19 protein-coding genes and 1 pseudogene are annotated in these 22,914 nt (G+C 63.4%); 14 read left to right on the top strand and 6 right to left on the bottom strand.

The features are described 5' to 3' along the window. Positions 1-200: 200 nt before the first annotated feature. Positions 201-1,484, bottom strand: coding sequence for a fumarylacetoacetase (gene fahA, locus REH34_RS06750; RefSeq protein ID WP_311971177.1), 1,284 nt, complete (start codon positions 1,482-1,484; stop codon positions 201-203). Further along, on the bottom strand, positions 1,481-2,788 hold the full coding sequence (hmgA, locus tag REH34_RS06745; protein ID WP_311971176.1) for a homogentisate 1,2-dioxygenase: 1,308 nt from the start codon (positions 2,786-2,788) through the stop codon (positions 1,481-1,483). The genes fahA and hmgA overlap by 4 nt, the downstream gene beginning before the upstream one ends. Before the next feature lie 173 nt (positions 2,789-2,961). On the opposite strand from hmgA, the gene REH34_RS06740 reads away from it, so the two are divergent. Next, on the top strand, positions 2,962-3,612 hold the full coding sequence (locus tag REH34_RS06740; protein WP_311971175.1) for a TetR/AcrR family transcriptional regulator: 651 nt from the start codon (positions 2,962-2,964) through the stop codon (positions 3,610-3,612). A gap of 143 nt (positions 3,613-3,755) precedes the next feature. Here REH34_RS06740 and REH34_RS06735 read toward each other — a convergent pair whose 3' ends face one another. Beyond that, on the bottom strand, positions 3,756-6,488 hold the full coding sequence (locus REH34_RS06735) for a glycoside hydrolase family 3 C-terminal domain-containing protein (RefSeq protein ID WP_311971174.1): 2,733 nt from the start codon (positions 6,486-6,488) through the stop codon (positions 3,756-3,758). A gap of 465 nt (positions 6,489-6,953) precedes the next feature. On the opposite strand from REH34_RS06735, the gene REH34_RS06730 reads away from it, so the two are divergent. From REH34_RS06730 to gspD, 12 genes and pseudogenes are all read left to right on the top strand, one after another. Further along, positions 6,954-7,169: a hypothetical protein gene (locus tag REH34_RS06730; protein ID WP_226505884.1), complete on the top strand. Its 216-nt coding sequence runs from the start codon at positions 6,954-6,956 to the stop codon at positions 7,167-7,169. A 64-nt stretch (positions 7,170-7,233) separates the two neighbouring features. Then, positions 7,234-8,952, top strand: a complete 1,719-nt coding sequence (gene gspE / locus REH34_RS06725) for a type II secretion system ATPase GspE (RefSeq protein WP_226505883.1) — start codon at positions 7,234-7,236, stop codon at positions 8,950-8,952. Position 8,953: 1 nt separating this feature from the next. Then, the gene (gene gspF, locus REH34_RS06720) at positions 8,954-10,153 is read left to right on the top strand and encodes a type II secretion system inner membrane protein GspF (RefSeq protein ID WP_311971173.1); all 1,200 of its coding nucleotides are present in this window, start codon (positions 8,954-8,956) and stop codon (positions 10,151-10,153) included. A 21-nt stretch (positions 10,154-10,174) separates the two neighbouring features. After that, on the top strand, positions 10,175-10,585 hold the full coding sequence (gene gspG / locus REH34_RS06715) for a type II secretion system major pseudopilin GspG (protein WP_226505977.1): 411 nt from the start codon (positions 10,175-10,177) through the stop codon (positions 10,583-10,585). Positions 10,586-10,590: 5 nt separating this feature from the next. After that, the gene (locus REH34_RS06710) at positions 10,591-11,019 is read left to right on the top strand and encodes a Tfp pilus assembly protein FimT/FimU (RefSeq protein WP_409373255.1); all 429 of its coding nucleotides are present in this window, start codon (positions 10,591-10,593) and stop codon (positions 11,017-11,019) included. A 161-nt stretch (positions 11,020-11,180) separates the two neighbouring features. After that, a pseudogene (locus REH34_RS06705) lies at positions 11,181-11,549 on the top strand (prepilin-type N-terminal cleavage/methylation domain-containing protein); the annotation flags it as partial. A 92-nt stretch (positions 11,550-11,641) separates the two neighbouring features. Beyond that, positions 11,642-12,247: a prepilin-type N-terminal cleavage/methylation domain-containing protein gene (locus REH34_RS06700; protein WP_226505879.1), complete on the top strand. Its 606-nt coding sequence runs from the start codon at positions 11,642-11,644 to the stop codon at positions 12,245-12,247. Next, the gene (locus tag REH34_RS06695; protein WP_311971172.1) at positions 12,247-13,116 is read left to right on the top strand and encodes a type II secretion system protein GspK; all 870 of its coding nucleotides are present in this window, start codon (positions 12,247-12,249) and stop codon (positions 13,114-13,116) included. Before REH34_RS06700 ends, REH34_RS06695 begins: the two co-directional genes overlap by 1 nt. Further along, on the top strand, positions 13,113-14,198 hold the full coding sequence (locus tag REH34_RS06690; protein ID WP_311971171.1) for a type II secretion system protein GspL: 1,086 nt from the start codon (positions 13,113-13,115) through the stop codon (positions 14,196-14,198). Before REH34_RS06695 ends, REH34_RS06690 begins: the two co-directional genes overlap by 4 nt. Further along, on the top strand, positions 14,182-14,793 hold the full coding sequence (gene gspM, locus REH34_RS06685; RefSeq protein ID WP_311971170.1) for a type II secretion system protein GspM: 612 nt from the start codon (positions 14,182-14,184) through the stop codon (positions 14,791-14,793). Before REH34_RS06690 ends, gspM begins: the two co-directional genes overlap by 17 nt. Then, positions 14,790-15,350, top strand: a complete 561-nt coding sequence (locus REH34_RS06680) for a hypothetical protein (RefSeq protein WP_311971169.1) — start codon at positions 14,790-14,792, stop codon at positions 15,348-15,350. Before gspM ends, REH34_RS06680 begins: the two co-directional genes overlap by 4 nt. Next, complete coding sequence (gene gspD, locus REH34_RS06675; protein WP_311971168.1) at positions 15,347-17,665, top strand: type II secretion system secretin GspD; 2,319 nt, start codon at positions 15,347-15,349, stop codon at positions 17,663-17,665. Before REH34_RS06680 ends, gspD begins: the two co-directional genes overlap by 4 nt. A gap of 149 nt (positions 17,666-17,814) precedes the next feature. On the opposite strand, the gene REH34_RS06670 is transcribed toward gspD, so the two are convergent. The 3 genes from REH34_RS06670 to REH34_RS06660 all read right to left on the bottom strand — a co-directional run bounded on the left by REH34_RS06670 (position 17,815) and on the right by REH34_RS06660 (position 21,487). Continuing rightward, entirely contained in the window at positions 17,815-19,599 is a 1,785-nt protein-coding gene (locus REH34_RS06670; RefSeq protein ID WP_311971167.1) for a sensor domain-containing phosphodiesterase, read from the bottom strand. 259 nt (positions 19,600-19,858) lie between these two features. Further along, entirely contained in the window at positions 19,859-20,371 is a 513-nt protein-coding gene (locus REH34_RS06665) for a cytochrome b/b6 domain-containing protein (protein WP_311971166.1), read from the bottom strand. Positions 20,372-20,584: 213 nt separating this feature from the next. Continuing rightward, positions 20,585-21,487 carry an AEC family transporter gene (locus REH34_RS06660; RefSeq protein ID WP_226505871.1) on the bottom strand — a complete coding sequence of 301 codons (903 nt, stop codon included), beginning with the start codon at positions 21,485-21,487 and terminating at the stop codon, positions 20,585-20,587. Between the two features lie 208 nt (positions 21,488-21,695). Here REH34_RS06660 and REH34_RS06655 point away from each other — a divergent pair, with 208 nt between their 5' ends. Then, positions 21,696-22,910 (top strand): multidrug effflux MFS transporter, encoded by a 1,215-nt coding sequence (locus REH34_RS06655; protein WP_311971165.1) that lies wholly within the window; start codon positions 21,696-21,698, stop codon positions 22,908-22,910. The last annotated feature ends 4 nt before the right edge of the window (positions 22,911-22,914 follow it).

The following is a 22,914-nucleotide window of genomic DNA, read 5'->3' as shown; positions in this document are numbered from 1 at the left end:
TATGGAGGCAGTACCGGGTTCATCCCGTCGGGCTATGGAATCGTTTAAGCCGCGTATGATAAGGAATAATTTCGTCTGTGACGATTGGTCGCGCTGTCGCAGCGGATGAAAGATGACCGAGCGGTCTGTTTGCATGACCCTTAGTGGCCGCGCACGCGAGGCGTTCAAGCGGGTTTCGACTAGCTGCGCCGAGCGCTGACCTAAGCCGCCACCACAACGCCTCGACACTCCCCAAACCCAATTTCCGGCAGCCCCGCCCCGTGGCATCTGGCCCGCAAAATCACCTCATCGCCATCTTCCAGAAACAGCCGCGTTTCACCGTTGGCCAGTACCAACGGCAACTTCCCGCCCTCGGTGATCTCCAGCAGGCTGCCAGACTCCCCTTCGTCCGGCCCTGATAAGGTCCCGGTGCCGAGCAAATCCCCCGGTTGCAACCGGCAGCCGTTAACGCTGTGATGCGCCACCATCTGCGCAACCGTCCAGTACATGTGCTGCGTATTGCTCAGCCCCAAACGTTGCGGCGCCAGCCCCTGCTCACGCATCAGCGGTGTCAGCAGCAGCGCCTGCAACTCGATATTCAGCGCGCCATGGCGTTGATCCTGTTCGGCCAGCAAATACCCAAGCGGCTGCGGGTCACCGGCGGGGCGCGGGGGTTGGGCGCAACGGAACGGTGCCAGCGCCTCGGCAGTGACCACCCAGGGCGACAGCGTAGTGGCGAAGCTCTTGGACAAAAAAGGCCCCAGCGGCTGATATTCCCAGACCTGAATATCCCGTGCCGACCAATCGTTGAGCAGGCAAAAACCGGCGATATGCTCGGCCGCCCGATCAATGGCGATAGCCGTGCCTTGGGCATTGCCGGGGCCAATCCAGACACCCAGCTCTAGCTCGAAGTCGAGCCGCCCGCAGGGGCCGAACACTGGCTCGCTGGCGCCGTTCGGCAGCGTCTGGCCGTTAGGCCGATGGACCGGCGTGCCGCTGATATTCAAGGTCGACGCGCGGCCGTGATAGCCGATAGGCACGTATTTGTAGTTGGGCAGCAGCGGAGTGTCCGGGCGCAACAGCTTGCCCACGTTGGTCGCGTGGTGGATGCCCACGTAGAAGTCGGTGTAGTCGCCTACTTGCGCGGGCAGGTGCATCTGGCAGTCGATCTGTGGATGAAGGGCGCTGGCCAGCAAGGTTTGCACCGTACTGTGTTCGCCCAGCAGGTCGAGCAAGGCCGCGCGCAAGGCTTGGCGCGCCGCACTGCCCAGCGCAAAGAAAGCATTCAGCGTCGCGCCACTGGCCGCCTCGGCCGCTGCCAGCGCTGCACCCGTGAACACACCCAGGGCGATGGCGGCGCGAAGGTCCAGCAGCAAATCGCCGATGGCGGCGCCGCCACGGGGGGTGCCGTCGCCGTGGCTGAAGATACCTAACGGCAAGTTATGGAGGGGAAAGTCCGGATGGCCATTGGCCGAGGTAATCCAGCTCTGCGGTGCCTGGCTCATGGTTGATTCCCGTCGAAGCGCGTGGGCATGCCGGCCCAGCAGCTGTCGTAATCGTTCTGCAACTGCGGTAACGCCAAAGCGGCGCGGCTAGGCCGCAACACGTAGCGTGTCTCGAACATGAAGGCCATGGTCTGCTCGATCTTGTGTGGGCGCAGCTCGGCCTCGGTGGCCAGTTGCACGGTGCTGTCGTCCGGGCCATGGGCGCTCATGCAGCTGTGCAGCGAGGCGCCGCCGGGGCTGAAGCCGCTCGCCTTGGCGTCGTAGGCGCCGCTGATCAGGCCCATGAATTCGTTCATCACATTGCGGTGGAACCAAGGCGGACGAAAGGTGTTCTCGGCCACCATCCAGCGTGGCGGGAAGATCACGAAATCGACGGTGGCGACGCCAGGGTCCGGGCTGGGCGAGGTCAGCACGGTAAAGATAGACGGGTCGGGGTGATCGAAGCTCACCGTGCCCAAGGTATTGAAGTGCCGCAGATCGTATTTACAAGGCACGTTGTTGCCGTGCCAGGCGACCACGTCGAAGGGCGAGTGCGGCAGCTCGGTGGCCCACAGCTCGCCGAGGAATTTCTGCACCAGTTGGCAGGGTTGGCGCAAGTCCTCGAAACGCGCCACCGGGCTGAGAAAATCCCGCGGGTTGGCCAGGCCGTTGCTGCCGATGGGCCCCAGGTCAGGCAGGCGCAAGGGGCTGGCGTGGTTCTCGCAGATATAGCCCCGCGCAATGGTGTCCGGCAATTCGACCTTGAACTTCAGGCCGCGCGGCAACACGAGGATCTCTTGCGGTTCGACCTCCAGCACCCCGAGTTCGGTGATCACCCGCAACCGCCCCTGTTGCGGCACCACCAGCCATTCGCCGTCGGCGCTGAAGAACGCGCGTTGCATCGAGCGATTGGCGGCATAGAGGTAGACGCTGACGCCCTCGGCCTGATCGCTAGCGTGGGTTGCGGCCAGCGGCACCAGCCCATCGATGAAGTCACAAGGCTGCGCGGGAATGTCCAGCGGGTTCCAGCGCAAGCGATTGGGCGTGATCACACCCGGTTCGCGGCCCGGCAACTGGCGTTGCAGGCGTTCGAAGCGCGGGTGGTTGGCTGCGGGTTGCAGACGGTACAGCCAGGTGCGCCGGGCTTCGCTGCGGGGCACGGTAAAGGCGCTACCGGAGAATTGCTCGGCGTACAGACCGTAGGGCGGGCGCTGCGGGGAGTTGCGCCCCACTGGCAGCGCACCGGGCAATGCCTCGCTGCTGAACTGGTTGCCGAAGCCACTGAGGTAGGTCAGCGCGCTCGGAGGGGTTGGGCTGGCAGGCATGGGGGCCTCGTTTTATGGCACTGCATTTTTATTGTAGGGCGCGCGCTATGGCCCGCCCGTTGAGGCTCAACCTAGTCGCCGCAGGCGGGTCGGTCAAGGGCGATGGCCGCCAGGTATTTGCACCTCGCGGGCAATCTGTTTACGGTAAGGGCCTTGCCCGAATGGATGCCACGATGACTACCCAGCCTGACCCCGCGCAGGACGCGCCGCCCGCCACCCCCCGCCAACGCCGCGCCCCCAAGGGCGAAAAGCGCCGTGAAGAACTGCTCGATGCCGCCTTGCAGCTGTTTTCACTGGAGGGCTATAGCGGCGCATCCATCGCCCGAATCGCCGAACGTGTCGGTATCAGCGTGGCTGGGGTGCTGCATCATTTTCCCAGCAAGATTGCGTTGCTGATGGGCGTGCTCGATCGGCGCGACGAGGTCAACCGCCGCATTGCCGACGAAGTGCGTGGCGATGGCAGCCTGGATGGGTTGTTTGGCAGCTTGCGGGCAATCAATCGCTCCAACGCCGGAGCGCCGGGTGTGGTGCGGGCGTTCAGTATTCTCAATGCCGAGAGCCTGGTGGAGGGACACCCCGCCTGGGAGTGGTATCAGGCGCGCTATCAGGATATCTATGGCCGCTTGGGTGGGCATTTGCGAGAGTTGGTACAGCGAGGGGAGGTGCGTGAGGATGTCGATCTGGATGCCATCACCCAGCAGATTCTGGCGATGATGGACGGGCTGCAGCTGCAATGGCTGCGGTTTCCCGAGCAGGTCGATCTGGAGCGTAGTTTCGAGGTTTATCTAGAGCAGGTCGATCAGGCGATTCGCCGGCGACCTTGATGGGGTGGCGGTGGGGTTGATGGCCTCTTCGCGGGCAGAGCCCGCTCCCACAGGTGCAAATCTGTGGGAGCAAGGCTTGCCCGCGAAGGGGCCGGCAAAGCAACGACGACTCCTGCGGCGTACACCGCAGGAGCCTTCACCTCTTAGTAGTCAGTCGAACCGTAGTTATCGTCGCTGGTACCGGTATCGTCGCTGGTTTCCTGATCATCCACGCCGCCAGTCTTCACCGCAGTCACAGTGACTTTGGTGGAGTTCAGCGCCGAGCGTGGCAGCGGGTTACTGGTGGTGGTCGACAGTTCCTGACGGAACTGATTGACCACTTTGCCCTGCAGACGAATGTCCTGCGACGACGCACCCAACGAGATGTTGAAGGTGTCAGCGTCGATGACCCACTGCTTGCTGTCGACATCGAAGTAGGCCAGCGAGCGATCGTTGAGCTCGATGGTCACGTGGCGAGTCTCACCCGGCTGCAGGTAGACCTTCTTGTAACCCTTGAGCTCTTTGAGTGCGCGCTCGACTTTCGGATGAGCCTGGCCAACATACAGCTCGGCAACCTCGGAGCCAGCGACCTTGCCGGTGTTGGTCAGGTCGAACGACACCTTGATCGGCGTATTGCCCACGGCAACGCCTGGGGTCACGCTGATGTTGTTGTAGCCGAAAGTGGTGTACGACAGGCCGTAACCAAACGGGAAGAGCGGCTTGGTGCCTTTCTTCTCGTAGCCGCGGTAGCCCAGGAACAGGTCGTCCTTGTAGCTGGTTTCCTTGAGCGACAGGTTGTTGTCGTAGTTCGGGAAGTCGGCGTACAGCGGGTTGTCTTCGATGTTGCGTTCGATACTGATCGGCAGCTTGGCCGACGGGTTGACCTTGCCGAAGAGGATCTCGGCCAAGGCCTGACCGCCGTTCTGGCCAGGGTAGAAGGCATGCAGCGCAGCCGGGACCTGATCGATCCAGTCCGCCATCTTCAGGCCGGTACCGCCGTGTACAGTGACGATGGTGTTCTTGTTGACCTTGCCGATGCTCTGAATCAGCTCGCTCTGGTATTCCGGCAGGTCGAAACCGTGGTCGAAACCCTCACCTTCGTATTCGTTGCTGTTACCGACCGCGACAACCACTGCGTCGTACTTGGACAGGTCTTGCGGCGCTGCCAGCGAAGCCCACGACAGCTGCACGCCCACCAGCCCGCCCATGGTCGAGATGTAGCCATCGCGACGCGAGTACTCGAGCTTGATGTCATACGCCTTGCCGGCTTCCAGATGCACTTTGCCGAACGACGGGATGGTCGGCGGGATGCTGTTGGTAGGCAGATGCTCGCCGTCACCGTTGTTGATGATTTCCTTGCCATTGACCCACAGGCGTACCGCGCCGTCGGCACGTACCTTGAATACCTGATCGCCACTGGTGGTCGGGGTCACGGTACCGGTGTAGCGGATCGAGGTATTGGCGGTGTCACCGTTGACGGGCAGCGTATCGGTGGACCAGTCTAGATCGACGTGGTCGCTGATCTGCGTAGCGGCGGCATCGCCCGACCAGTTGGCGTTGGTGAAGTACTCGGTCTTCAGGCCGGCAACTTTGTTGCCTTTGCTGTCTTTGGACGACCACACCGAAGCGCTCGGGTCCAACGACAGGCCATCGATGAATTCGACTTTGGCATTCGGCGCGGTCTGGGTCAGGCCGCTCAGCTCGCTGATGTAGTGGCTGGCCATGACGTTGGCGCTGCCGAAACCGGTTGGCGGCGAGTACTTGGCCAGATTGCCGACCACGGCGATGGTCTTGACCTTGGACTTGTCCAGCGGCAGCACGTTGTTCTGGTTCTTGAGCAGCACGATGCCTTCGCGGGCCACGTTCAGTGCGACCTTGTTGCTGGTGGCGCTGTTCATGTTGTGGGTGGTCAGCGGCGCGAATTTGTCGAACTGGTACAGGTAGATCGCGCGCAGGATGCGGCGCACCTTGTCGTCGATGGTCGCTGCCTTCAGCTCGCCGCTGTCCAGGTACGGTTTGAGGATGGTGCTGTTGAACTGGTAGCCCATCATATCCAGGTCGGTACCGGCCTGGGCTGCAGGAAGGCCATCGACAACCGCGTTGTAGTCACTCTGGATGAAACCCTTGTAGCCCCATTCCTTCTTCAGGATCTGAGCGATCAGGTGGGAATTTTCGCAGGCGTATTCGCCGTTCACTTTCTGGAACGAGCACATCATCATCGCCACCAGGCCGTTCTTGGAGGCGGACTCGAAGCTCGGCAGGGTCATCTCGCGCAGCACGCGCTCGGGGATCTTTTCGTCGAGGATGAAGCGGTTGGTTTCCTGGTCGTTGGCAGCGAAGTGCTTGGCCTCGGCCCAGACACGGCGAGACTGGATGCCGTTGATCGCGGCGGTGCCCATGCTCGCGCCGAGGAACGGATCTTCACCGGACAGGTATTCGAACGCGCGGCCGCCGTACGGGGTGCGGTACAGGTTCATGCCGGGGCCAGTGATGAACTGGTAGCCGCCAGACGCGGTGTCGTAGCCCAATGCGCGACCGAAATCGATGGCGCGACGCGGGTTCCAGGTGGCGGCGAGGTTCGGGCCGGACGGATAGACCACGCCCTGCGCGTTGCCTTCGCTTGTGTAGCGCACGCCAGCACCGCCATCGGCACCGTGAATCTGCGGTACGCCGTAAGCGCTCAACGGTTTGACGTCCCAGCCGCCAGTACCGCCGATATAGGCCAGCTTCTCTTCCATGCTCATCTTCGCCACGGTCGCGGCGGCGGCTTTGTCGGCACGTTGCTCTTTGGCTTCAAGCTGCGTCTGCGCCGTGGTGTCGGCGGCATGCACTTGCGCGATTGCCAAGCCCAGTAGTGCCAGTGCCGATTTAGCGCCAAGAAGTGTTCGGTTACGCATCTTTGATTACTCCAACTGCCGATCTTGCCCCGCGCTCTTATGTCGCAGGCAACTAGCGCGACGCCTTGCTGGCGGCAAGTCTTGGCCCCTCCCGTCATAATTGGGCAAGGAACAAACAGGCAGCAGCAGGCATGGCTATCGCCGTGCGATGAAGCGGGGAATTGTTTAATTTAAAAGCAAAAATACTGGCAACTTGCCTTCAAGTTAGAGTCAGTGCTTCCGCTTTCCCTTAAATTAAGACGATGTTTTTCAATTTGTGTCAACACGAAAAACACAAAGAATAAAAATGTAATTTTTTTATGTCAGGATGTGAACCTACCCTAAACCTACAGGTCTGTTGGTTTAGTAAAATCGCCGTCACCCCTGATTTTACTGGCTTTGGCAGTGTTTTTTTTGCGGTGATGGCTAATTGATTGCATTTTTGGCAATACTGACTTGCCATAACTTTGATTGGAGTTGATTTATATGAAGTGGCCACTTATTGCAGGTTCGGCAGTGTTGTCGATGGTTGTTGCAGGTATGGCATTGGCTGATGATTCCGCCAACTCGACCAGTGCTTCGGGTACGGCAGATTCTACCGTCATGACCCAGACCCACGATGCCAAGGCAGAAAAGAAGCAAGCGCAGAAGACGATCAAGGGCGGCCGTCCGGCCGGCGCCTCAGCTGCTACCACTAAATAACTGGTAAGATTCATCGGGGCGTCTGCAAAGGCGCCCTTTTTATTTAATTCCTGAAGTTCATCCCATGCCCTTGTCCCCCATCGATGCCGTGCACGCACAGCTGCCTGCCGACGCGCAGATCTGCGAGTGGCTGCTCGCCCATGGTGGGCTGAAGGCGGTGGATCTGGAGCGCGCGCGGCGTCTGGAGCAGGACTCGGCCAGTAATGAACTGCTCGGCCTGCTGACGCGCCTGGGGCTGGTCTCTGAAATGTCCCTGGCCGAGGCCTGGGCCGCCTGCCTGCCCGCCCCCTTGCTGCTGGCCGCCGATGCGCCGCCCATGCTCGAAGCGGTGCCGGCCTTGAGCGAACGTTTTTTGCGTCATCACCGCGTGGTGCCCTTGGGCGCGGAACGCGATGGCCTGCATGTATTGGTGGCCAACCCGGCCAATCGCTACGCCATCGAGGCGGTTGCCTATGCCTGCCAGCTGCCGGTCTACCTCTCGGTGGGCGCGGCCAATGAAGTGGAAGCCCTGATCGAGCGCTACTTCGGCCAAGGTCGGTCGGCCATGGGCTCGCTGATCGAGACCCTGGACGAGGAGGGGGGCGCTAAAGAGGACATCGAGCACCTCAAGGACCTCGCCTCCGAGGCACCGGTGATTCGCCTGGTCAACCTGATTCTCCAGCGTGCGGTGGAGCAGCGCGCCTCCGATATTCACGTCGAGCCCTTCGAAAGCCAGTTGAAGGTGCGCTACCGCATTGATGGCGTGCTGCACGAAGCCGAAGCGCCGCCGTCGAGCTCGGCGGCGGCGGTCATTTCGCGCTTGAAGATCATGGCCCGGCTCGACATCGCCGAGCGGCGTTTGCCTCAGGATGGTCGCATCATGCTGCGCATCCAGGGCAAGTCCCTTGACCTGCGGGTGTCGACGGTGCCCACCAGTTTTGGCGAGTCGGTGGTGATGCGTTTACTTGATCGGCAAACGGTCAGCTTCGATTTCCAGAGCCTGGGCATGGACGGCGAGCGCCTCGAGGGTTTCCTCGAGGTGCTGCGCAACCCCCACGGCATCCTGTTGGTGACCGGGCCCACCGGCTCGGGCAAGACCACCACGCTGTATACCGCGCTGTCGCAGCTCAATACCGCCGAGCGCAAGATCATCACCGTCGAAGACCCGGTGGAATATCAGCTCGAGGGCATCAACCAGATTCAGGTCAAACCCTCCATCGGCCTGGATTTCGCCGGGGCACTGCGCTCTATCGTGCGTCAGGACCCTGACGTGATCATGATCGGTGAGATGCGCGATCTCGAGACCTGCCGCATCGCCATTCAGTCGTCACTGACCGGCCACCTGGTGCTCTCCACCCTGCACACCAATAGCGCCGCAGCGAGTATCACGCGGCTGCTGGACATGGGCGTGGAAAGCTACCTGATTGCCTCGACGGTCAAGGGCATCCTCGCTCAGCGCCTGGTGCGACGCCTCGATCCCGAGACGCGTATCGCCTTCGAGGCGCCGCCGGAACTGGTCGCCGCCCACGGCCTCGATCGTTTCACCGAGCAGCGCCCGATCATTCTTTATCGGCCCGATACCGAGGCGATCGGCGGTGGTTATCACGGCCGCAGCGCGATCACCGAATTGCTGGTAATGAGCGAAGAACTGCGCGGCCTGCTGATGCGTCAGGCCGACGCCGCGACCCTCGAACAGGCCGCCCGCCGCGGCGGCTTGCGGACCTTGTACGAAGAAGGCCTGCGCCAGGCGGTGGCCGGCATCACTTCGCTCGAAGAGGTGCTGCGCGTGACGCGCGGCGACTGATATGGCCGACTTCAATTACCACGCCGTCGACAGCGAAGGCGCCAGTCAGCGCGGGGCGATCAGCGCCGCCGATCAGCCGGCCGCCGTAGCGCTCCTGCAAAAACGCGGGTTGATGGTCTTGAGTATTCAGGCCAGTGCTGGCGCCAGTGCGCTGGGGCGTCGGCGCAGTGCGCTGAGTGGCGCGGCGCTGGTGAGTTTCACCCAGCAGTTGGCAACCCTGTTGGGCGCCGGCCAGCCGCTGGAAAAATCCCTCGGCATCCTGCTCAAGCAGAGCAACGAGCCCAAGCGCCGTGCCCTGCTGGAGCGCATACGCGAGCAGGTCAAGGCGGGCAAGCCGCTGTCCCAGGCGCTGGAAGAGGAGGGCGGGCAGTTCTCGACGCTCTACATCAGCATGCTGCGCGCCGGTGAAGCCGGTGGTTCGCTGGAAAGCACCCTGCGCCAGCTCTCCGAGTATCTGGAGCGCAGCGAGACCTTGCGCGGAGAAGTCATCAACGCGCTGATCTATCCGATCTTTCTGGTGGTCGGCGTGCTCGGCTCGCTGGCCCTGCTGCTGGCCTATGTGGTGCCGCAGTTCGTGCCGATCTTTCGCGATCTGGGGGTGCCGATTCCGTTGATCACCGAGGTCATCCTGCGAGCCGGCCAGGTGCTCAGCGATGACGGGCTGTTGATACTCGCCGGGCTGATCGTGCTGGTCTGGGGCATCGCCTGGCGCCGTCGCGATCCGGCCCGGCGGCTGCGCTTCGATCGTCGGCTGTTGTCGGTTCGCGTCATTGGTCCGCTGCTGCAGCGCATTGAAGCGGCGCGACTCGCCCGCACGCTGGGCACCTTGTTGAGCAACGGGGTGGCCTTGTTGCAAGCGCTGCTGATCGTGCGCCAGGTCTGTGGCAACCGCGCCATCGTCCAGCAGGTCGAGCAGGCCGGCGAGTGGGTCAAGGGGGGCGGTACGTTGGCCAGTGCGTTTGGCGAGCAACCGCTGCTGCCCGAACTGGCCGTGCAAATGATCGAGGTCGGTGAACAGGCCGGCAATCTCGACGCGATGCTGCTCAAGGTCGCGGATGTGTTCGATGTAGAAGCCAAACGCGGTATCGACCGGATGCTCGCCGCGCTGGTACCGACCCTGACCGTGGTCATGGCAGTGATGGTGGCGGTGATCATGCTCGCCATCATGCTGCCGCTGATGAGCCTTACCAGTAATATCTGAGGAATCGATTCGATGAAAACCATGAAGTCCAGCCGTCGCCAAGGCGGCTTTACGCTGCTGGAAATGCTCGCAGTGATCGTGCTGCTGGGCATCGTCGCTACCATTGTGGTGCGTCAGGTGGGCGGCAATGTCGACAAGGGCAAGTACGGCGCGGGCAAGGCGCAGTTGGCGAGTTTGAGCATGAAGGTCGAGAGCTACGCGCTGGACGTGGGCGCGCCACCGGCCAACCTGCAGCAACTTCTGACCAAGCCGGCCAACGCCAGCGGCTGGATGGGCCCGTATGCCAAGCCGTCGGACCTCAAGGACCCGTTCGGTCACGCGTTTGGCTATCGCTTTCCGGGTGAGCATGGCAGCTATGACTTGATCTTCTACGGTCAGGATGGCGTCGCAGGCGGGGATGGCTACAAGGCCGACCTGGGTAACTGGCAGTAATGACGATGCACCGTGCCCGCGGCTTCACCTTGTTCGAAATGCTCGTGGTGATCGTGCTCATCGGCGTGACCGTGGGCATTCTCTCCTTTGGGGTGGGCAAGGGGCTGCATGCCGCTGCCGAACGCCGCGCCATCGCTCAGGTGGTGCAGGCGCTGCGTGCGGCGCGGGTGCAGGCGATCGTCAGCGGGCAGCCAGCGCAGACGCGGTTTGACTTGGCGCAGCGGCGTTTCGCGGCGCCCGGGCAAGCGGCACAGTCGCTGCCGGCGGATATGAACATTCAGTTGCAGACCGCTCAGGAGCTGGGGGCTGCGTTCGAGTTCTATCCGGACGGCGGGGCCAGTGGTGGGCACGTATTGCTCAGCGAAGGCGACAAGCGTTGGCGTATCGATATTGGTTGGCTGACGGGCAGCGTGGCTGTGCGGGATGTGCCGTGATTGCCCTGCGCACCTTTACCGATCCGGACTTTGTGTACGACTTGGTGGCCTCTTCGCGGGCAAGCCTGGCTCCCACAGTGCGAGCAGGGCTCGAGCGTACACCCGCGAGAGCAAGGCTTGCCCGCGAAAAGGCCCGCAGCGGCAATACAGATCGAACCCCATCCACACAGCGCGGCTTCACCCTTTTGGAAATGCTGGCGGCCCTCACCGTATTGGCCCTGTGCTGCGCCGTACTGTTGACCGCCTTCGGGCAAAGCGCCAAGTCCTTGCAGCAGGTGCAGCGCAGCGACCGTTTGAGCCTGGCCGCCCGTTCGTTGATGGATGAATTCAGCAACGGCCCGCTGCATGCCGGGCGCAGCGAGGGCACCTGGGATGGCGCGTTGCGCTGGCAGCTGAACGTCAGCCAGCAGCCCAGCACTACCGCGCAAATTGCGCTGTATCGCCTGGACCTCAACCTTGACGAAGACCGCCGCCACGCGCGCTTCAGCACCTTGCAAGCCCGCGCGGCCAGCAGTGGGGCCGCGCCGTGAAACACCGCAGCGAACTTCGACCATCGGCATGCCCGCGTGCCCAGTGGATACACCCCCCCGTGCGCCTCGGCAGTTCAAGGCAGCATCCCGCGATGCGCCGCAGCGCCGGCTTCACCCTGCTCGAAATCCTCATCGTGATCAGCCTGCTCGGGGTGATGCTGACGCTGATCGGCGGCGCGATCGTCGGTGCCAATCGCGCGGTGGCCAAGGCCGATCGCTACAGCACGCGGCTCGATGAAGTCCGTGCCAGCCAAGGGTTTTTACGTCGCTCGATCAGCCAGGCGCTGCCATTGGCCGCCGGTTCGCCGGACGCGCAAGCACCGCAGATATTCCAGGGCTCGGCGCAGAGCATGAGGTTTTATGCGCCGCTGCCGAGCCATATGGGGGGCGGCCTGTATCAGCATCAATTCAGTTGGCAGAACCATCGCTTGGTGGTTGATCTGGCACAGCTCGACGGGCAGACGCTCCACGCATTCGGCGAGCCGCAGGTCTTGCTGCATGACGTCAAGGCGCTGCACCTGAGCTACCGCGGCACTACGCCGACGGGGCAACCGAGCGGCTGGCTGGAGCAATGGCCATGGCCGGCCCGCCTGCCGCAGGCGGTGCGTATCGACGCCACCCTCGGCGGCCCGGTGCCGTGGACCTTGCAGAGCGTCGCACTGAAGCTGGACTTGTCGGCACAGGCGGGTGGGCAGTGATGTCTGTGCATATCCTTACCGGCCTCTTCGCGGGCAAGCCTGGCTCCCACAGTGCCGGCTGCACCGCAGTCGCCGCCCTGTGGGAGCCAGGCTTGCCCGCGAAGAGGCCCGCTCTGCTGACGCCGTTCCAACCTTCGCCACACAACGACCACCGCCAGCGCGGCATAGCGCTATTGGTCGTGCTCTGGGTTCTGGCTTTGCTCAGCGTCCTGCTCGCTGGCCTGGCCGGTTGGGTGCGTCTCGAAACCCGCCAGGCGCTCTGGCAACATCAGCACACCCAAGCGCTGTTCGCCGCCGAGGCCGGGGTAGGCGTCGCCGTGGCCGCCTTGCTCGATCACGATCCGCGCCGCCAATGGCTCGCCGACGGCCAACCCCACGGTTTGAACTTCGATGGCAGTGCCCTGCAAATCAGCGTGTTCAGCGAGCGCGGCAAGCTGGATCTGAACGCCGGCGCCGCTGCGGATTTCGGCCGTCTGCTCAAGGCCGTCGGCGCTCCGAACACCCTCGCCGATGACCTTGAACGCGCCCTTGAGCAGCGCCGCGGCGCTGGCCAGGCACCGCTGCGCCTGCTCGAAGAAGCCCGCGAACTGCCCGGCATGACCGAGGCGCTCTACGGCGCATTACTCCCCGACATCACCCTGTGGAGCGGCCTTGACAGCCCCGACGCCGCCTTCGCCAGCCCGCAGCTCAAGCGCGCCCTGGGCTTGGCCAAAGGCATCCCGCTGGTCGGCGATCAAGGCCCGATTCTCACGCTATATAGCCAGGCACGCCTGCCCGACGGTTTCACCACGACGCTGGGCGTGACCCTGTTACTTAATGCATCGAAGGAGGGGACGCGGCCTTACCGGGTCCTGCGTTGGCAAGAATGAACCCATTGAATTCCACCGCCCTGGCACCGCTTCGGGCCCAGGTCGAACGCCTGCTCGGCCATTGGCGCGGCAGCCCGGCGCAGCGCTATTGGCGCTTGTGGCTGAGCGAGCTGCACGGCGTGCTGCCGGCGCGTTGGCGTGCGCGTATGGGCAGCGGGCCACAGATCCGCACGCTCGACTGGCCGCTGAGCCTAGGCGATGCGGCGCTTGTGGGAGCTCCCACAGGGGATGGCGTTTCGTCCACTCTGTCCGGTGCCCGGCATATTTTGCTGCTGCCCGCCAGCACCGTGCTGATCCAACACCTCAGTGTCCCCGTCATCGCCACCCGCAACCTGCGCGACGTCCTAGGTTTCGAGCTGGACAAACACACCCCCTTCAACGCCACCCAACTGTATTTCGACGCCAAGGTCGTCAGCCGTGACAAGCATCAGGCCAGAGTCGTGCTGGTCGCGATCCTGCGCGAGCGCCTGCAAGCCATCCTCGATGAATGCCAGCAACAGGGCCTCGTTCTGCAAGCCGTAGATGTCCGCGATGCCCACGGCACGCCGCTCGGCATCGATCTGCTGCCCGCCCACGCCCGGCCGAAACAGCGTGCCGGCAACCGCATCGATCGCTGGTTGCTGGCGATCAGCGCCACGCTGCTGCTGGGCTGCATGCTGCTATGGCTCGACGCCCGGCAAACACTGTTGGACGACATGCAAAACAGCGTCGCCGAGCAGCGCCAGCAGGTCGCGCAACTGCAGCGACTGCGCAGCGAACTGCTCAATACCCGCGGCGCAGCGCGCTACCTGGCGCAACGCAAACTGGCACAGCCAGCGCTGACCCAGGTGCTCGCCGACCTCACCGACTGCCTGGGCGCCGACACCTGGCTCGAGCAGCTCGAGGTCAGCGACAGCGGCGACGTCACGCTGTCGGGCCAGAGCGCCAGTGCCAGTGATCTGATCAACCGCGTCAAGGGCTGCCACAGCCTGGTCGACGCGCAGTTCCAGGGCATCATTCAACCCGACACCGACACCGGCAAGGATCACTTTTCGCTGCGTGCCCATCTGCGCAAGGAGGCCGCCGATGCGCCGTCCGCTTAACGCCCGCGAGCGCCGCGGCGCTGCGGTCATCGTCCTCGCCCTGCTGCTATGGGCGACCTGGTGGTTGCTGGTGCAAAGCTGGTTCACTGGCCCGTTGAGCGATATCGACGACCAGTTGCAGGACCTGCGCGAACAGCAACAACGCTACGCCGGCCAGCTGGCGCAAAAAACCTTGCTGCAGCAGCAGCTCGAACAGGCGCGCCGCGATCCTGCCAGCCGCAGCAGCCTGCTGCCCGGTGACGATCTCAGCGCCGTGGCCGCGCAGTTGATGCAGCACAGCGTCGAATTGATCAAGGCCCATGCCGACGAAGGCCCCGGCTGCGAACTGACCCAACGCATGCCGATCACCCCGGAGCAGGACAGCGCTCAGCCCTATCGTCAGGTCAAAGTCAGCCTGACCCTGGACTGCGCCGCCGAACCCCTCGGGCATCTTTTACATGACATCGAATACAGCCAGCCGGCGCTGTTCGTCGACAGCCTGAGCATTCGTCGCAACAGCACCGCGCCAGCCACGGGTGGCCCCGGTCGCCTGCGTGTGCATCTGCTGGTGAGCGGCTATCTGCAGCCGGCAGCGGCGAAGGAGGTCGCCCGATGAAAACGCTGCCCTTCAATCCGCTGTTGCTGATCCCCTGTGTGTTGCTCTCGGTGCTGTTGGCCATGTTGCTCACCGGCAGCGGGCAAGACCCTCAATGGCTGGCGCCCACCGACGCGCCGCCGATGAGCAACGCCAACGCTCGTCCGCTGGCCATGCCGGAGCTGGCTGAGCAACGCCTCGCGCTCATCTGGCAGCAGCCACTGTTCAGCCCTTCGCGCCAAGGTGATCCGGCGGGCGAGCGCGCCGCCGACACCGGGCTCGCGGGCCTGAGCCTCAGCGGTGTGGTGCTCGACGGCGCCGCCCAATGGGCACTGCTGCGCGAAGGCTCGCGCAGCCTCAAATTGAAAGTCGGCGCCAGCCTCGACAACGGTTGGCAGTTGCAAGCGCTGACCCCGCGCCAGGCGACCTTCGTTCACCATGGTCAGACCCGTCAGTTGAGCCTGCCGACCTTGCGCCTGCCGCCGCCCGATGCCGCATCGGGCCCCAAGCTTCCCGCCCCATCAGTCGTGCACACGGATGCGCCTCAAGAGGCCGAGCCTCCAGTGACCGCACCATGAACATCATCCCCTCAGGAGTCAGTAACATAGCCACCTTGCGCACCCCCCTGCTTTGTCTGGCCGCCGCCGTCGCCCTTGCCGGTTGCGCGATGCCTTCGACCCGCACCGAGAACGATCCGGCGCTGATGCACGAGGCCCTGCGCGGCACCGGCGACCAGCGCTCGGCAGTGGACGACACACCGCTGGCCACGCCGGTCAACGACGCCGCCACACCGGCCGCGAGTCGCGCACGCCAGCAGATCATCCGCGGCAACCAGAGTTTCGTGCACACCGCGCCGAGTCGCGCCACGGCGCTGCCGGCCAGCGCGCCAGGCCAGGGAGGGCAGGCGTCCGGCGACATCATGTTCAACTTCACCAACCAGCCGATCGAAGCGGTGATCAACAGCGTCATGGGCGACCTGATGCACGAGAACTACAGCATCGCCCAGGGTGTGACCGGCGACGTCAGCTTCTCCACCTCGCAGCCGGTCGACAAGACCGAAGCGCTGTCGATCCTCGAGACCCTGCTGTCCTGGACCAACAACGCCATGATTCGTCAGGGCAACCGCTACGTGATCCTGCCGGCCAACCAGGCGGTGAGTGGCAAACTCACGCCGACGCTGGCCTCCGCGCGGCCGGCCAATGGCCTCTCGGCGCGGTTGTTCAGCCTGCGCTACATCTCCGCCACCGAGATGCAGAAACTGCTCAAGCCCTTCGCCCGCGAGAACGCCTTCCTGCTGGTGGACCCTGCCCGCAACGTGCTCAGCCTGGCCGGTACGCCCGAAGAGCTGGCCAACTACCAAGACACCATCAATACCTTCGATGTCGACTGGCTCAAGGGCATGTCCATCGGCGTGTACGGCCTGCAGCGCGCCACCGTCGGCGAATTGATGCCGCAACTGCAGAAGATGTTCGGCCCCGACAGTGGTATGCCGCTGGCCGGCATGGTGCACTTCTTGCCGATCGAGCGGACCAACTCGGTGGTCGCGATCTCGTCGCAACCGCAGTACCTGAGCGAAGTCGGTGACTGGATTCACACCATCGACGAGGGCGGCGGCAACGAGCCGCAGCTGTACGTCTACGACGTGCGCAACATGAAGGCCACGGACCTGGCAAAGTACTTGCGCCAGATCTACGGCAACGGCGAGATCAAGGACGACAGCGCCGCCAAGGTTGCGCCGGGTGTGCGCACCACCAGCCTGTCCTCGCTGAACAGCAACAACAGCTCGGGCACCAGCGGTGGCCTGAGCAGCGGCGGCCTCAATGGCAGCAGTGGCCAGGGCCTCAACAGCAGCAACGGCAACAGCATGCAAAGCGTCGGCAGCGAGCAGAACAGCGACGACGACAGCGATCAGGACGGCACCGCCAGCAGCGATGGCAGCGATGGCAGCAGCAGTGATTCGGCCGGCAGCCAAGGCACCGCAAAAAGCCTCGACCAAAGCACCCGCATCACCGCGCAAAAGAGCAGCAACCAACTGTTGATTCGTACCCGCCCGGCACAGTGGACGGAGATCGAAGGCGCCATCAAGCGCCTCGACAATCCGCCCATGCAGGTGCAGATCGAAACGCGCATCCTCGAGGTCAACCTCACCGGTGAACTGGACATGGGGGTGCAGTGGTACCTCGGGCGCCTGGCCGGTAACTCTTCCAGCACCACGGTATCCAATACCTCGGGCAGCCAAGGCGCGCTGGGCAGTGGCGGCGCAGCGTTAGCCAGCACCGATTCGCTGTTCTACTCGTTCGTCAGCAAGAATCTGCAAGTGGCCTTGCATGCGCTGGAGAGCAATGGCCGCACCCAGGTGCTGTCGGCGCCGTCGTTGGTGGTAATGAACAACCAGCAGGCGCAGATCCAGGTGGGCCAGAACATCCCGATCAACCAGACCTCGGTCAACACCACCACCTCGGACACGACTCTGAGCAGCGTCGAATACGTGCAGACCGGGGTGATCCTCGATGTGGTGCCGCGCATCAACCCGGGCGGCCTGGTGTACATGGACATCAAGCAGCAGGTCAGCAACGCCGACTACAGTAACGTCACCACCACTAACAGCAACCCGGCCATCTCCGCACGTTCGGTGGCGACTCAGGTGGCGGTGCAGAGTGGTCAGACGGTGCTGTTGGGGGGCTTGATCAAGCAGGACAACAGCGACACCAGCACAGCGGTGCCGTATCTGGGGCGCATTCCGGGGCTCAAGTGGTTGTTTGGCAGCACCACCAAGTCGAAGGCGCGTACCGAGTTGATCGTGCTGATCACGCCGCGCGTGGTGACGGGGAACAGCCAGGCGCAGCAGGTGACCGACGATTACCGGCAGCAGATGCAGTTGCTCAAGCCTTGATGGGGTGAATCAGGGCTGGCCCGTTCACTGCCGAACGTGCAAGCCCGCTTCCACAGGTGTACGACGCTGGGACTGTCGACACTGTGGGAGCCAGGGGGCGCGTTCGGCGGCGAAGGCGCCGGATCAAGCAACGCCAAGCCCGCAAGCGTTCAACCGCAAGCAATCAACGGGAAATCCTGACCCGCATCCTCTGAGTATCCACGCATCAGCCGCTCCGCCGGCAACGGCCGACTGAGGAAGTACCCCTGCGCCTCATGGCAGCCATAGGACTTCACCAGGCTCAAGCTTCTGAACGTTTCGATCCCTTCAGCCACCGTCCGGTACCCCAGTTCGCGCGCCAGTTGCAGCACCGAGCGGGCGATCACGCGGTTACGCGGTTTGTTTTCCAGGTCGGTGATGATCGATTGGTCGAGCTTCAGCACATTGGCCGGGATGTCACGCAGATACGCGAAGTTGCTGTAGCCAGTGCCGAAATCGTCGATGGCGACATCCACGCCCAGCGCCCGAATCCGCTGCAATTGCCCGATCACGTTCGGCGCTTCGCGAATCCACTCGCCCTCGGTGATCTCCACCTCGATGCGCTCGGCAGGCACCTGATGCAGCTTGCAGGCACGGCTCAGGGTCTGAGCGATGTCCATGCCTTGAAAGTCCAGCGCCGACAGGTTGATCGACACTTTGCTGTCGTCATGCGCCCACTGCGCAACGGCCGCCAGCGAACGATCGATGACCCAGCGCGTGACGTGGTTGATCTGCCCGGCACGTTCGATCAGCGGGATGAATTCGGCCGGCGACACCGGTCCGAAGTGCTGGTGGCGCCAGCGCAGCAGGGCTTCGGCGCCCAGTTGCCGGCCATCCTGCAGGTTGAAGCGCGGCTGGAATTCCAAATACATGCCGCCGCCTTCCATGGCCGCGCTGAAATCGTTGACCAGGCTGAAGGCGCGCCGATGGATATGCGCGCGGCTTTCGTCATAGGCCTGCCAGCGGCTGCGCGCGCGCTCGGCGGCGCTGGCGGCATGGATGGCCTTGCGCAGCAGATTGCCCACCGACTGGCTGCCGTCCAGGCAACAGGCGACACCGATGCGGGTGCACGGTGCCAAGGGGAAATCCTGAGTAGGGAAGGGCTGGGTGATCATCTCCACCAGCGCCTTGGTCAGTTCCTGATGGCGATCGGGGTGACAGGTCAGCATCAGGCAGAACTGCTGCTCGCTGAGCTGGTACAGGCACGCCACACCCTCGAGGATGTGCGCCAGCTTGTCACTGACGCGCTTGGCGCCGGAGCGCAGGGCGCTGAAATTGTCGTCGGCGCCGTCGTCGGGCTGCCAGTGGTTGTCCACCGCCTCGATCAGCATCATCAAGCGCGCCGGGGCGCGAGAATCGAGGTGCACGCCGCGGGTATCGGTCAGGAACTGGCGCAGATTGGGCAGGCCACTGACCGGGTCGCGGGTGTCGAGCATCTGCCGTTGTTCGATCTGCGCCATGACCATTTCGGCCATGTCCTGCAGCACCAGGCTATCGCCCGGGGCCAGTTCGTGGGGAAGCTTGTCGATGATGCACAGGCTGCCGATATTGAAGCCCGAGCGGGTGCGCAGCGCCGCACCGGCGTAAAAACGGATGCCTTCGGGGGCGGTGACCAGCGTGTTGTTGCACACCCGCGGATCCTGCCGGGCATCGGGGATCTGCATCACGCCGTTCTGGCGGATGGTCAGGGCACAGATCGACTGATTGATCGGCGTTTCGCTGGCAGCGAAGCCAATACGCGCCGGGAACCACTGGCGGTCTTGCTCCACCAATGACACTAATACGGTCGGCACTTTGAAGTAGGCCGCCGCCAAGCGGCAGATACGCTGGAAATCCTCGTTATGAGCGGTTTCCAGCCATTGCAGCGCATGCACAGCCGCCAGGCGTTGGGATTCGGCAGTATCGGTACTGTGCATGGGGGTGGCCTTCGAATGGTGCACGGCAGAGGCTTTCTAGTAGATTAACAGGGTGATGGCCTTGTGACACTAACTGATGGCAAAGGTTTCACGGGCGGGCGACGTGTGGTGGGGGTTTTCACTGGAAGGTGTCGAAATCGTTACCGAAAGGTGGCTATTGCATCGAGGTGGATGCGATTTCCGGGTTTATAAATGGGAGAACCCTGAGTTGATGCCACGGGCACCATCGCGAGCAATAACATCTTGCAGCGCTAAGCGATCACCGCATCCGGTACAACACCGACTTCCCCCGCAGCGCATGCACCGCCACCGCCCCCAGGTGCATCGCCACCAGCAACGCCAACAGTGCACACAGCACATGATGCGCCTCATGGATGCGGTCCAGCACCTGACTTGAATGGATCAACTGCGGAAACGTCACCAGCGAAAGCATCCTTACCGGATGCGTCATCATCAACACCCCACTGAGCAGTACGCTGAAAATCATCAGATACAACAACCCATGCACCAAGCCCGCCACCCGGTTATGCACCTCGGTATCGCGATCCCGCAGATACAGCCACAACCGCATCAGAAAAAATGGAATGAACAGGCTGGTCAGCTGCGGATTGAGATTCTCGACCCACACCCGCAGCGGGTCATCTGGCGCCAGCAGACCGACCCCGAACCCACTGAACGTCGCCCATAGAATGATCAACGCCGACAGCCAATGCAGGTATTTGCGAGCGGGGGTGTAGGGGGATTCAGCTGACGAGGGGGAGCTGGTAGGCATAGCGGTTACCGTTAGCGTTTGCGAAACAGATGCATTTGCGTCGGTGGTATACGCCTGTTGGACGTTTTTTGCACGGTGATTTTACTAACCGACCCCCAGTGCCTGCTCGCACCGTCGACCGAAGCGGGGTGCACGGCCATGTTCAGCCTCAATGCCGCCTGCGACGCGCTTAATCGAGGACGTGAAAGCCCTGGAAAAGGTCGATGAACCTGACTATCCCACCAGCCCATTCACCCACATCCACAACGGCAACGTCACCGCCGACAACACCGTGGTCAAGCAAATCGCCGAACTGGCCTTCTGGCTATCCTCCAACGTGCGCGAGAACCCCAGGGTATTGACCCCGCACGGGTTCGCCGCCATCAGCACCAGCACCCCTCGCGGCATGCCATACACCCCAAAGAACCGGCACGCCACGATCACCAGCAACGGCATGATCATCAGCTTGGCGAGGGTAATCCCCAACGCCTCGACACTGGGCTTGAGCCGAAACCCTGCCAGATTCGCCCCCAGCACGATCAGCGCGCAGGGCAGGGCGGCCTGAGCCAGCCATTGCGCCAGCTGCATCAGCGGGACGGGCAGGTGCAGGTTGCTGAGGTTCAACGCCACGCCGGCCAGCAGGCCAATGATCATCGGGTTGGCGAGGCTGGCGACCAGGGTGCTGGCCTTGAAGGGTTCGTTGCCGGCGAAGCTGTTGTACAGGCTCTGGAAGCTGAACAGCAGCAAGCTGTGCACGGCCAGCACGGTGAACAGCATCACCAGCCCGCCGCTGCCGAACAGCCCGGCCACCAGCGGGATGCCGATCAGGGCGTTATTGCCAAAGGCGGCGGTCAGGCCGTAGGGCGTGGGGCGGCCGACGTAGTAGTGGGTGACGCCATTGACCAGCGCGAAGATCATCAGGGCCGGGATGAAGTACGCGGCCAGGAGTGTCACATTCAAACCGTCGTGCAGCGGCGCGTTGGCCATGCCGGTGAACAGCACCATGGGCATGAACAGCGAGAAGGTGATGCTGCTCAGGCCCTTGTTGATCTCGGGCTTGAGCGGGCCGCGGCGGGCGAGTAAATAGCCGAGGATGATCAGCAGAAAAATCGGCAGGATGACTTGCGGGACGGCCACGGCGCTGGGCTCCTTGAATACATGGCGGGCATTATTGACCGAATGGACGTCGGTTGTCGTACCATTCTTCTACCGCCCGACTTAGAGCGCTGCGCGCTACATATGGCCGGTAACCTGAAGTCCCTGACCGATGCTGCGGTTTTTATCCCGATAGACTGATCCCTTTGGCCGCCCGTGCGGCCTTTTGACTGTGATAAGGCGTAAATGCATGAAGATGAGCAGGGCAGGCGTGACATTCGCGGTGTTCCTGGGGGCGTTGGCCGCGCTGCCGCCGATTGCCACCGACATGGCGTTGCCCGCGCTGACCCGGATCGGCGATGCGCTGCACTCCACGCAATCGCTGGCGGGGATGACCCTGAGCCTGTTCATGGCCGGCTTTGCACTGAGTCCGTTCTTCTACGGGCCGTTGTCCGACCGTCATGGGCGTCGGCCGTTGCTGGTGGTCGGCCTGGTGCTGTTCGCGCTGGGCGGGGTGCTGGCCACGGTGGCGCCGAACATGACCGTCCTGTTGATTGCCCGCCTGCTGCAGGGCCTGGGTGCCGGCGCCGGGATGACCCTGGCCATGGCCATGGTGCGCGACAGTTTTGAAGGGCGGACAGCGCAGTCGCGGCTGGCGGTGATCACTGTGGTGGCGAACATGGCGCCCATGGTCGCGCCGGCGCTTGGCGTGGCGGTGCTGGCGGCGATGGGCTGGCGCGCCATCTATGCGATCAATGCGGTGAGCGGCGTGCTGTTGCTGGTGATGGCCTGGCTCGGCCTTGAAGAGACCGCTGCGCCAGTGCCAAACCCAGCCAAAGCCAGCAGCCTGATTCAGGATTACCGCGAGGCCCTGAGCCACCGCTCCGTACGCGACCATCTGTTGATCAATGCCCTGGGGTTCGGTTGGATGTTCGGTTACGTGGCCGGTTCGCCCGTGGTGCTGATCGAGCACCTGCATGCCAGCACGACCCTCTATTCGATCTTGTTTGCGTGCACGGGCGGCGGCATTGTCGCCGGTGCCAGCCTGAGTGGCTGGCTGGGCCAGCGCGGCGTGGCACCTCAGCGGCTGATTCAATGCGGGGTGATCCTCGCGGTGCTGGTCACGGGCGCAGCGGTGGTGATGTCGCTGACGGCGACCGCCACGCTGGTCACCTTGATGCCGTGCCTGGTGCTGGCCACTGCTGCGTTCGGCATCCTCGCGCCCTGTGCCGCGCAAGGCGCCCTGGAGCCGTTGCCAGCGCTGGCGGGCGTGACCGGCGGGCTGCTGACCTCGATTCAGATGTTCGCCGGCGCCCTGGCCAGCCTGTTGGTGAGCCTGCTGCTGCCGCCGCTGGGTATACTCGGCATGACCGCCACCATGGCCGGTTTTGCCCTTTTGACCTTGCTGCTGGTGCTGGGCCTGGCGCGCGCCACGGCCGCCGAAGCCGCACCGATGGAAACCTGAAGCC

It is taken from the genome of Pseudomonas baltica (assembly GCF_031880315.1).
Lineage (GTDB): Bacteria > Pseudomonadota > Gammaproteobacteria > Pseudomonadales > Pseudomonadaceae > Aquipseudomonas.
Note: the sequence above shows the minus strand (reverse complement) of the source record. Positions and strands in the feature narration are given on the sequence as shown.

What these genes read in the sequence shown, in the direction of transcription:
- REH34_RS06690 (WP_311971171.1), top strand. Translation starts at nt 13,113, where the DNA reads ATGAACCCATTGAATTCCACCGCCCTGGCACCGCTTCGGGCCCAGGTC.
- REH34_RS06680 (WP_311971169.1), top strand. Translation starts at nt 14,790, where the DNA reads ATGAAAACGCTGCCCTTCAATCCGCTGTTGCTGATCCCCTGTGTGTTG.
- REH34_RS06735 (WP_311971174.1), bottom strand. Translation starts at nt 6,488, where the DNA reads ATGCGTAACCGAACACTTCTTGGCGCTAAATCGGCACTGGCACTACTG.
- REH34_RS06670 (WP_311971167.1), bottom strand. Translation starts at nt 19,599, where the DNA reads ATGCACAGTACCGATACTGCCGAATCCCAACGCCTGGCGGCTGTGCAT.
- gspM (WP_311971170.1), top strand. Translation starts at nt 14,182, where the DNA reads ATGCGCCGTCCGCTTAACGCCCGCGAGCGCCGCGGCGCTGCGGTCATC.
- REH34_RS06710 (WP_409373255.1), top strand. Translation starts at nt 10,591, where the DNA reads ATGCACCGTGCCCGCGGCTTCACCTTGTTCGAAATGCTCGTGGTGATC.
- gspD (WP_311971168.1), top strand. Translation starts at nt 15,347, where the DNA reads ATGAACATCATCCCCTCAGGAGTCAGTAACATAGCCACCTTGCGCACC.
- REH34_RS06740 (WP_311971175.1), top strand. Translation starts at nt 2,962, where the DNA reads ATGACTACCCAGCCTGACCCCGCGCAGGACGCGCCGCCCGCCACCCCC.
- REH34_RS06700 (WP_226505879.1), top strand. Translation starts at nt 11,642, where the DNA reads ATGCGCCGCAGCGCCGGCTTCACCCTGCTCGAAATCCTCATCGTGATC.
- gspG (WP_226505977.1), top strand. Translation starts at nt 10,175, where the DNA reads ATGAAGTCCAGCCGTCGCCAAGGCGGCTTTACGCTGCTGGAAATGCTC.
- REH34_RS06730 (WP_226505884.1), top strand. Translation starts at nt 6,954, where the DNA reads ATGAAGTGGCCACTTATTGCAGGTTCGGCAGTGTTGTCGATGGTTGTT.
- REH34_RS06695 (WP_311971172.1), top strand. Translation starts at nt 12,247, where the DNA reads ATGTCTGTGCATATCCTTACCGGCCTCTTCGCGGGCAAGCCTGGCTCC.
- fahA (WP_311971177.1), bottom strand. Translation starts at nt 1,484, where the DNA reads ATGAGCCAGGCACCGCAGAGCTGGATTACCTCGGCCAATGGCCATCCG.
- gspE (WP_226505883.1), top strand. Translation starts at nt 7,234, where the DNA reads ATGCCCTTGTCCCCCATCGATGCCGTGCACGCACAGCTGCCTGCCGAC.
- REH34_RS06665 (WP_311971166.1), bottom strand. Translation starts at nt 20,371, where the DNA reads ATGCCTACCAGCTCCCCCTCGTCAGCTGAATCCCCCTACACCCCCGCT.
- REH34_RS06655 (WP_311971165.1), top strand. Translation starts at nt 21,696, where the DNA reads ATGAAGATGAGCAGGGCAGGCGTGACATTCGCGGTGTTCCTGGGGGCG.
- gspF (WP_311971173.1), top strand. Translation starts at nt 8,954, where the DNA reads ATGGCCGACTTCAATTACCACGCCGTCGACAGCGAAGGCGCCAGTCAG.
- hmgA (WP_311971176.1), bottom strand. Translation starts at nt 2,788, where the DNA reads ATGCCTGCCAGCCCAACCCCTCCGAGCGCGCTGACCTACCTCAGTGGC.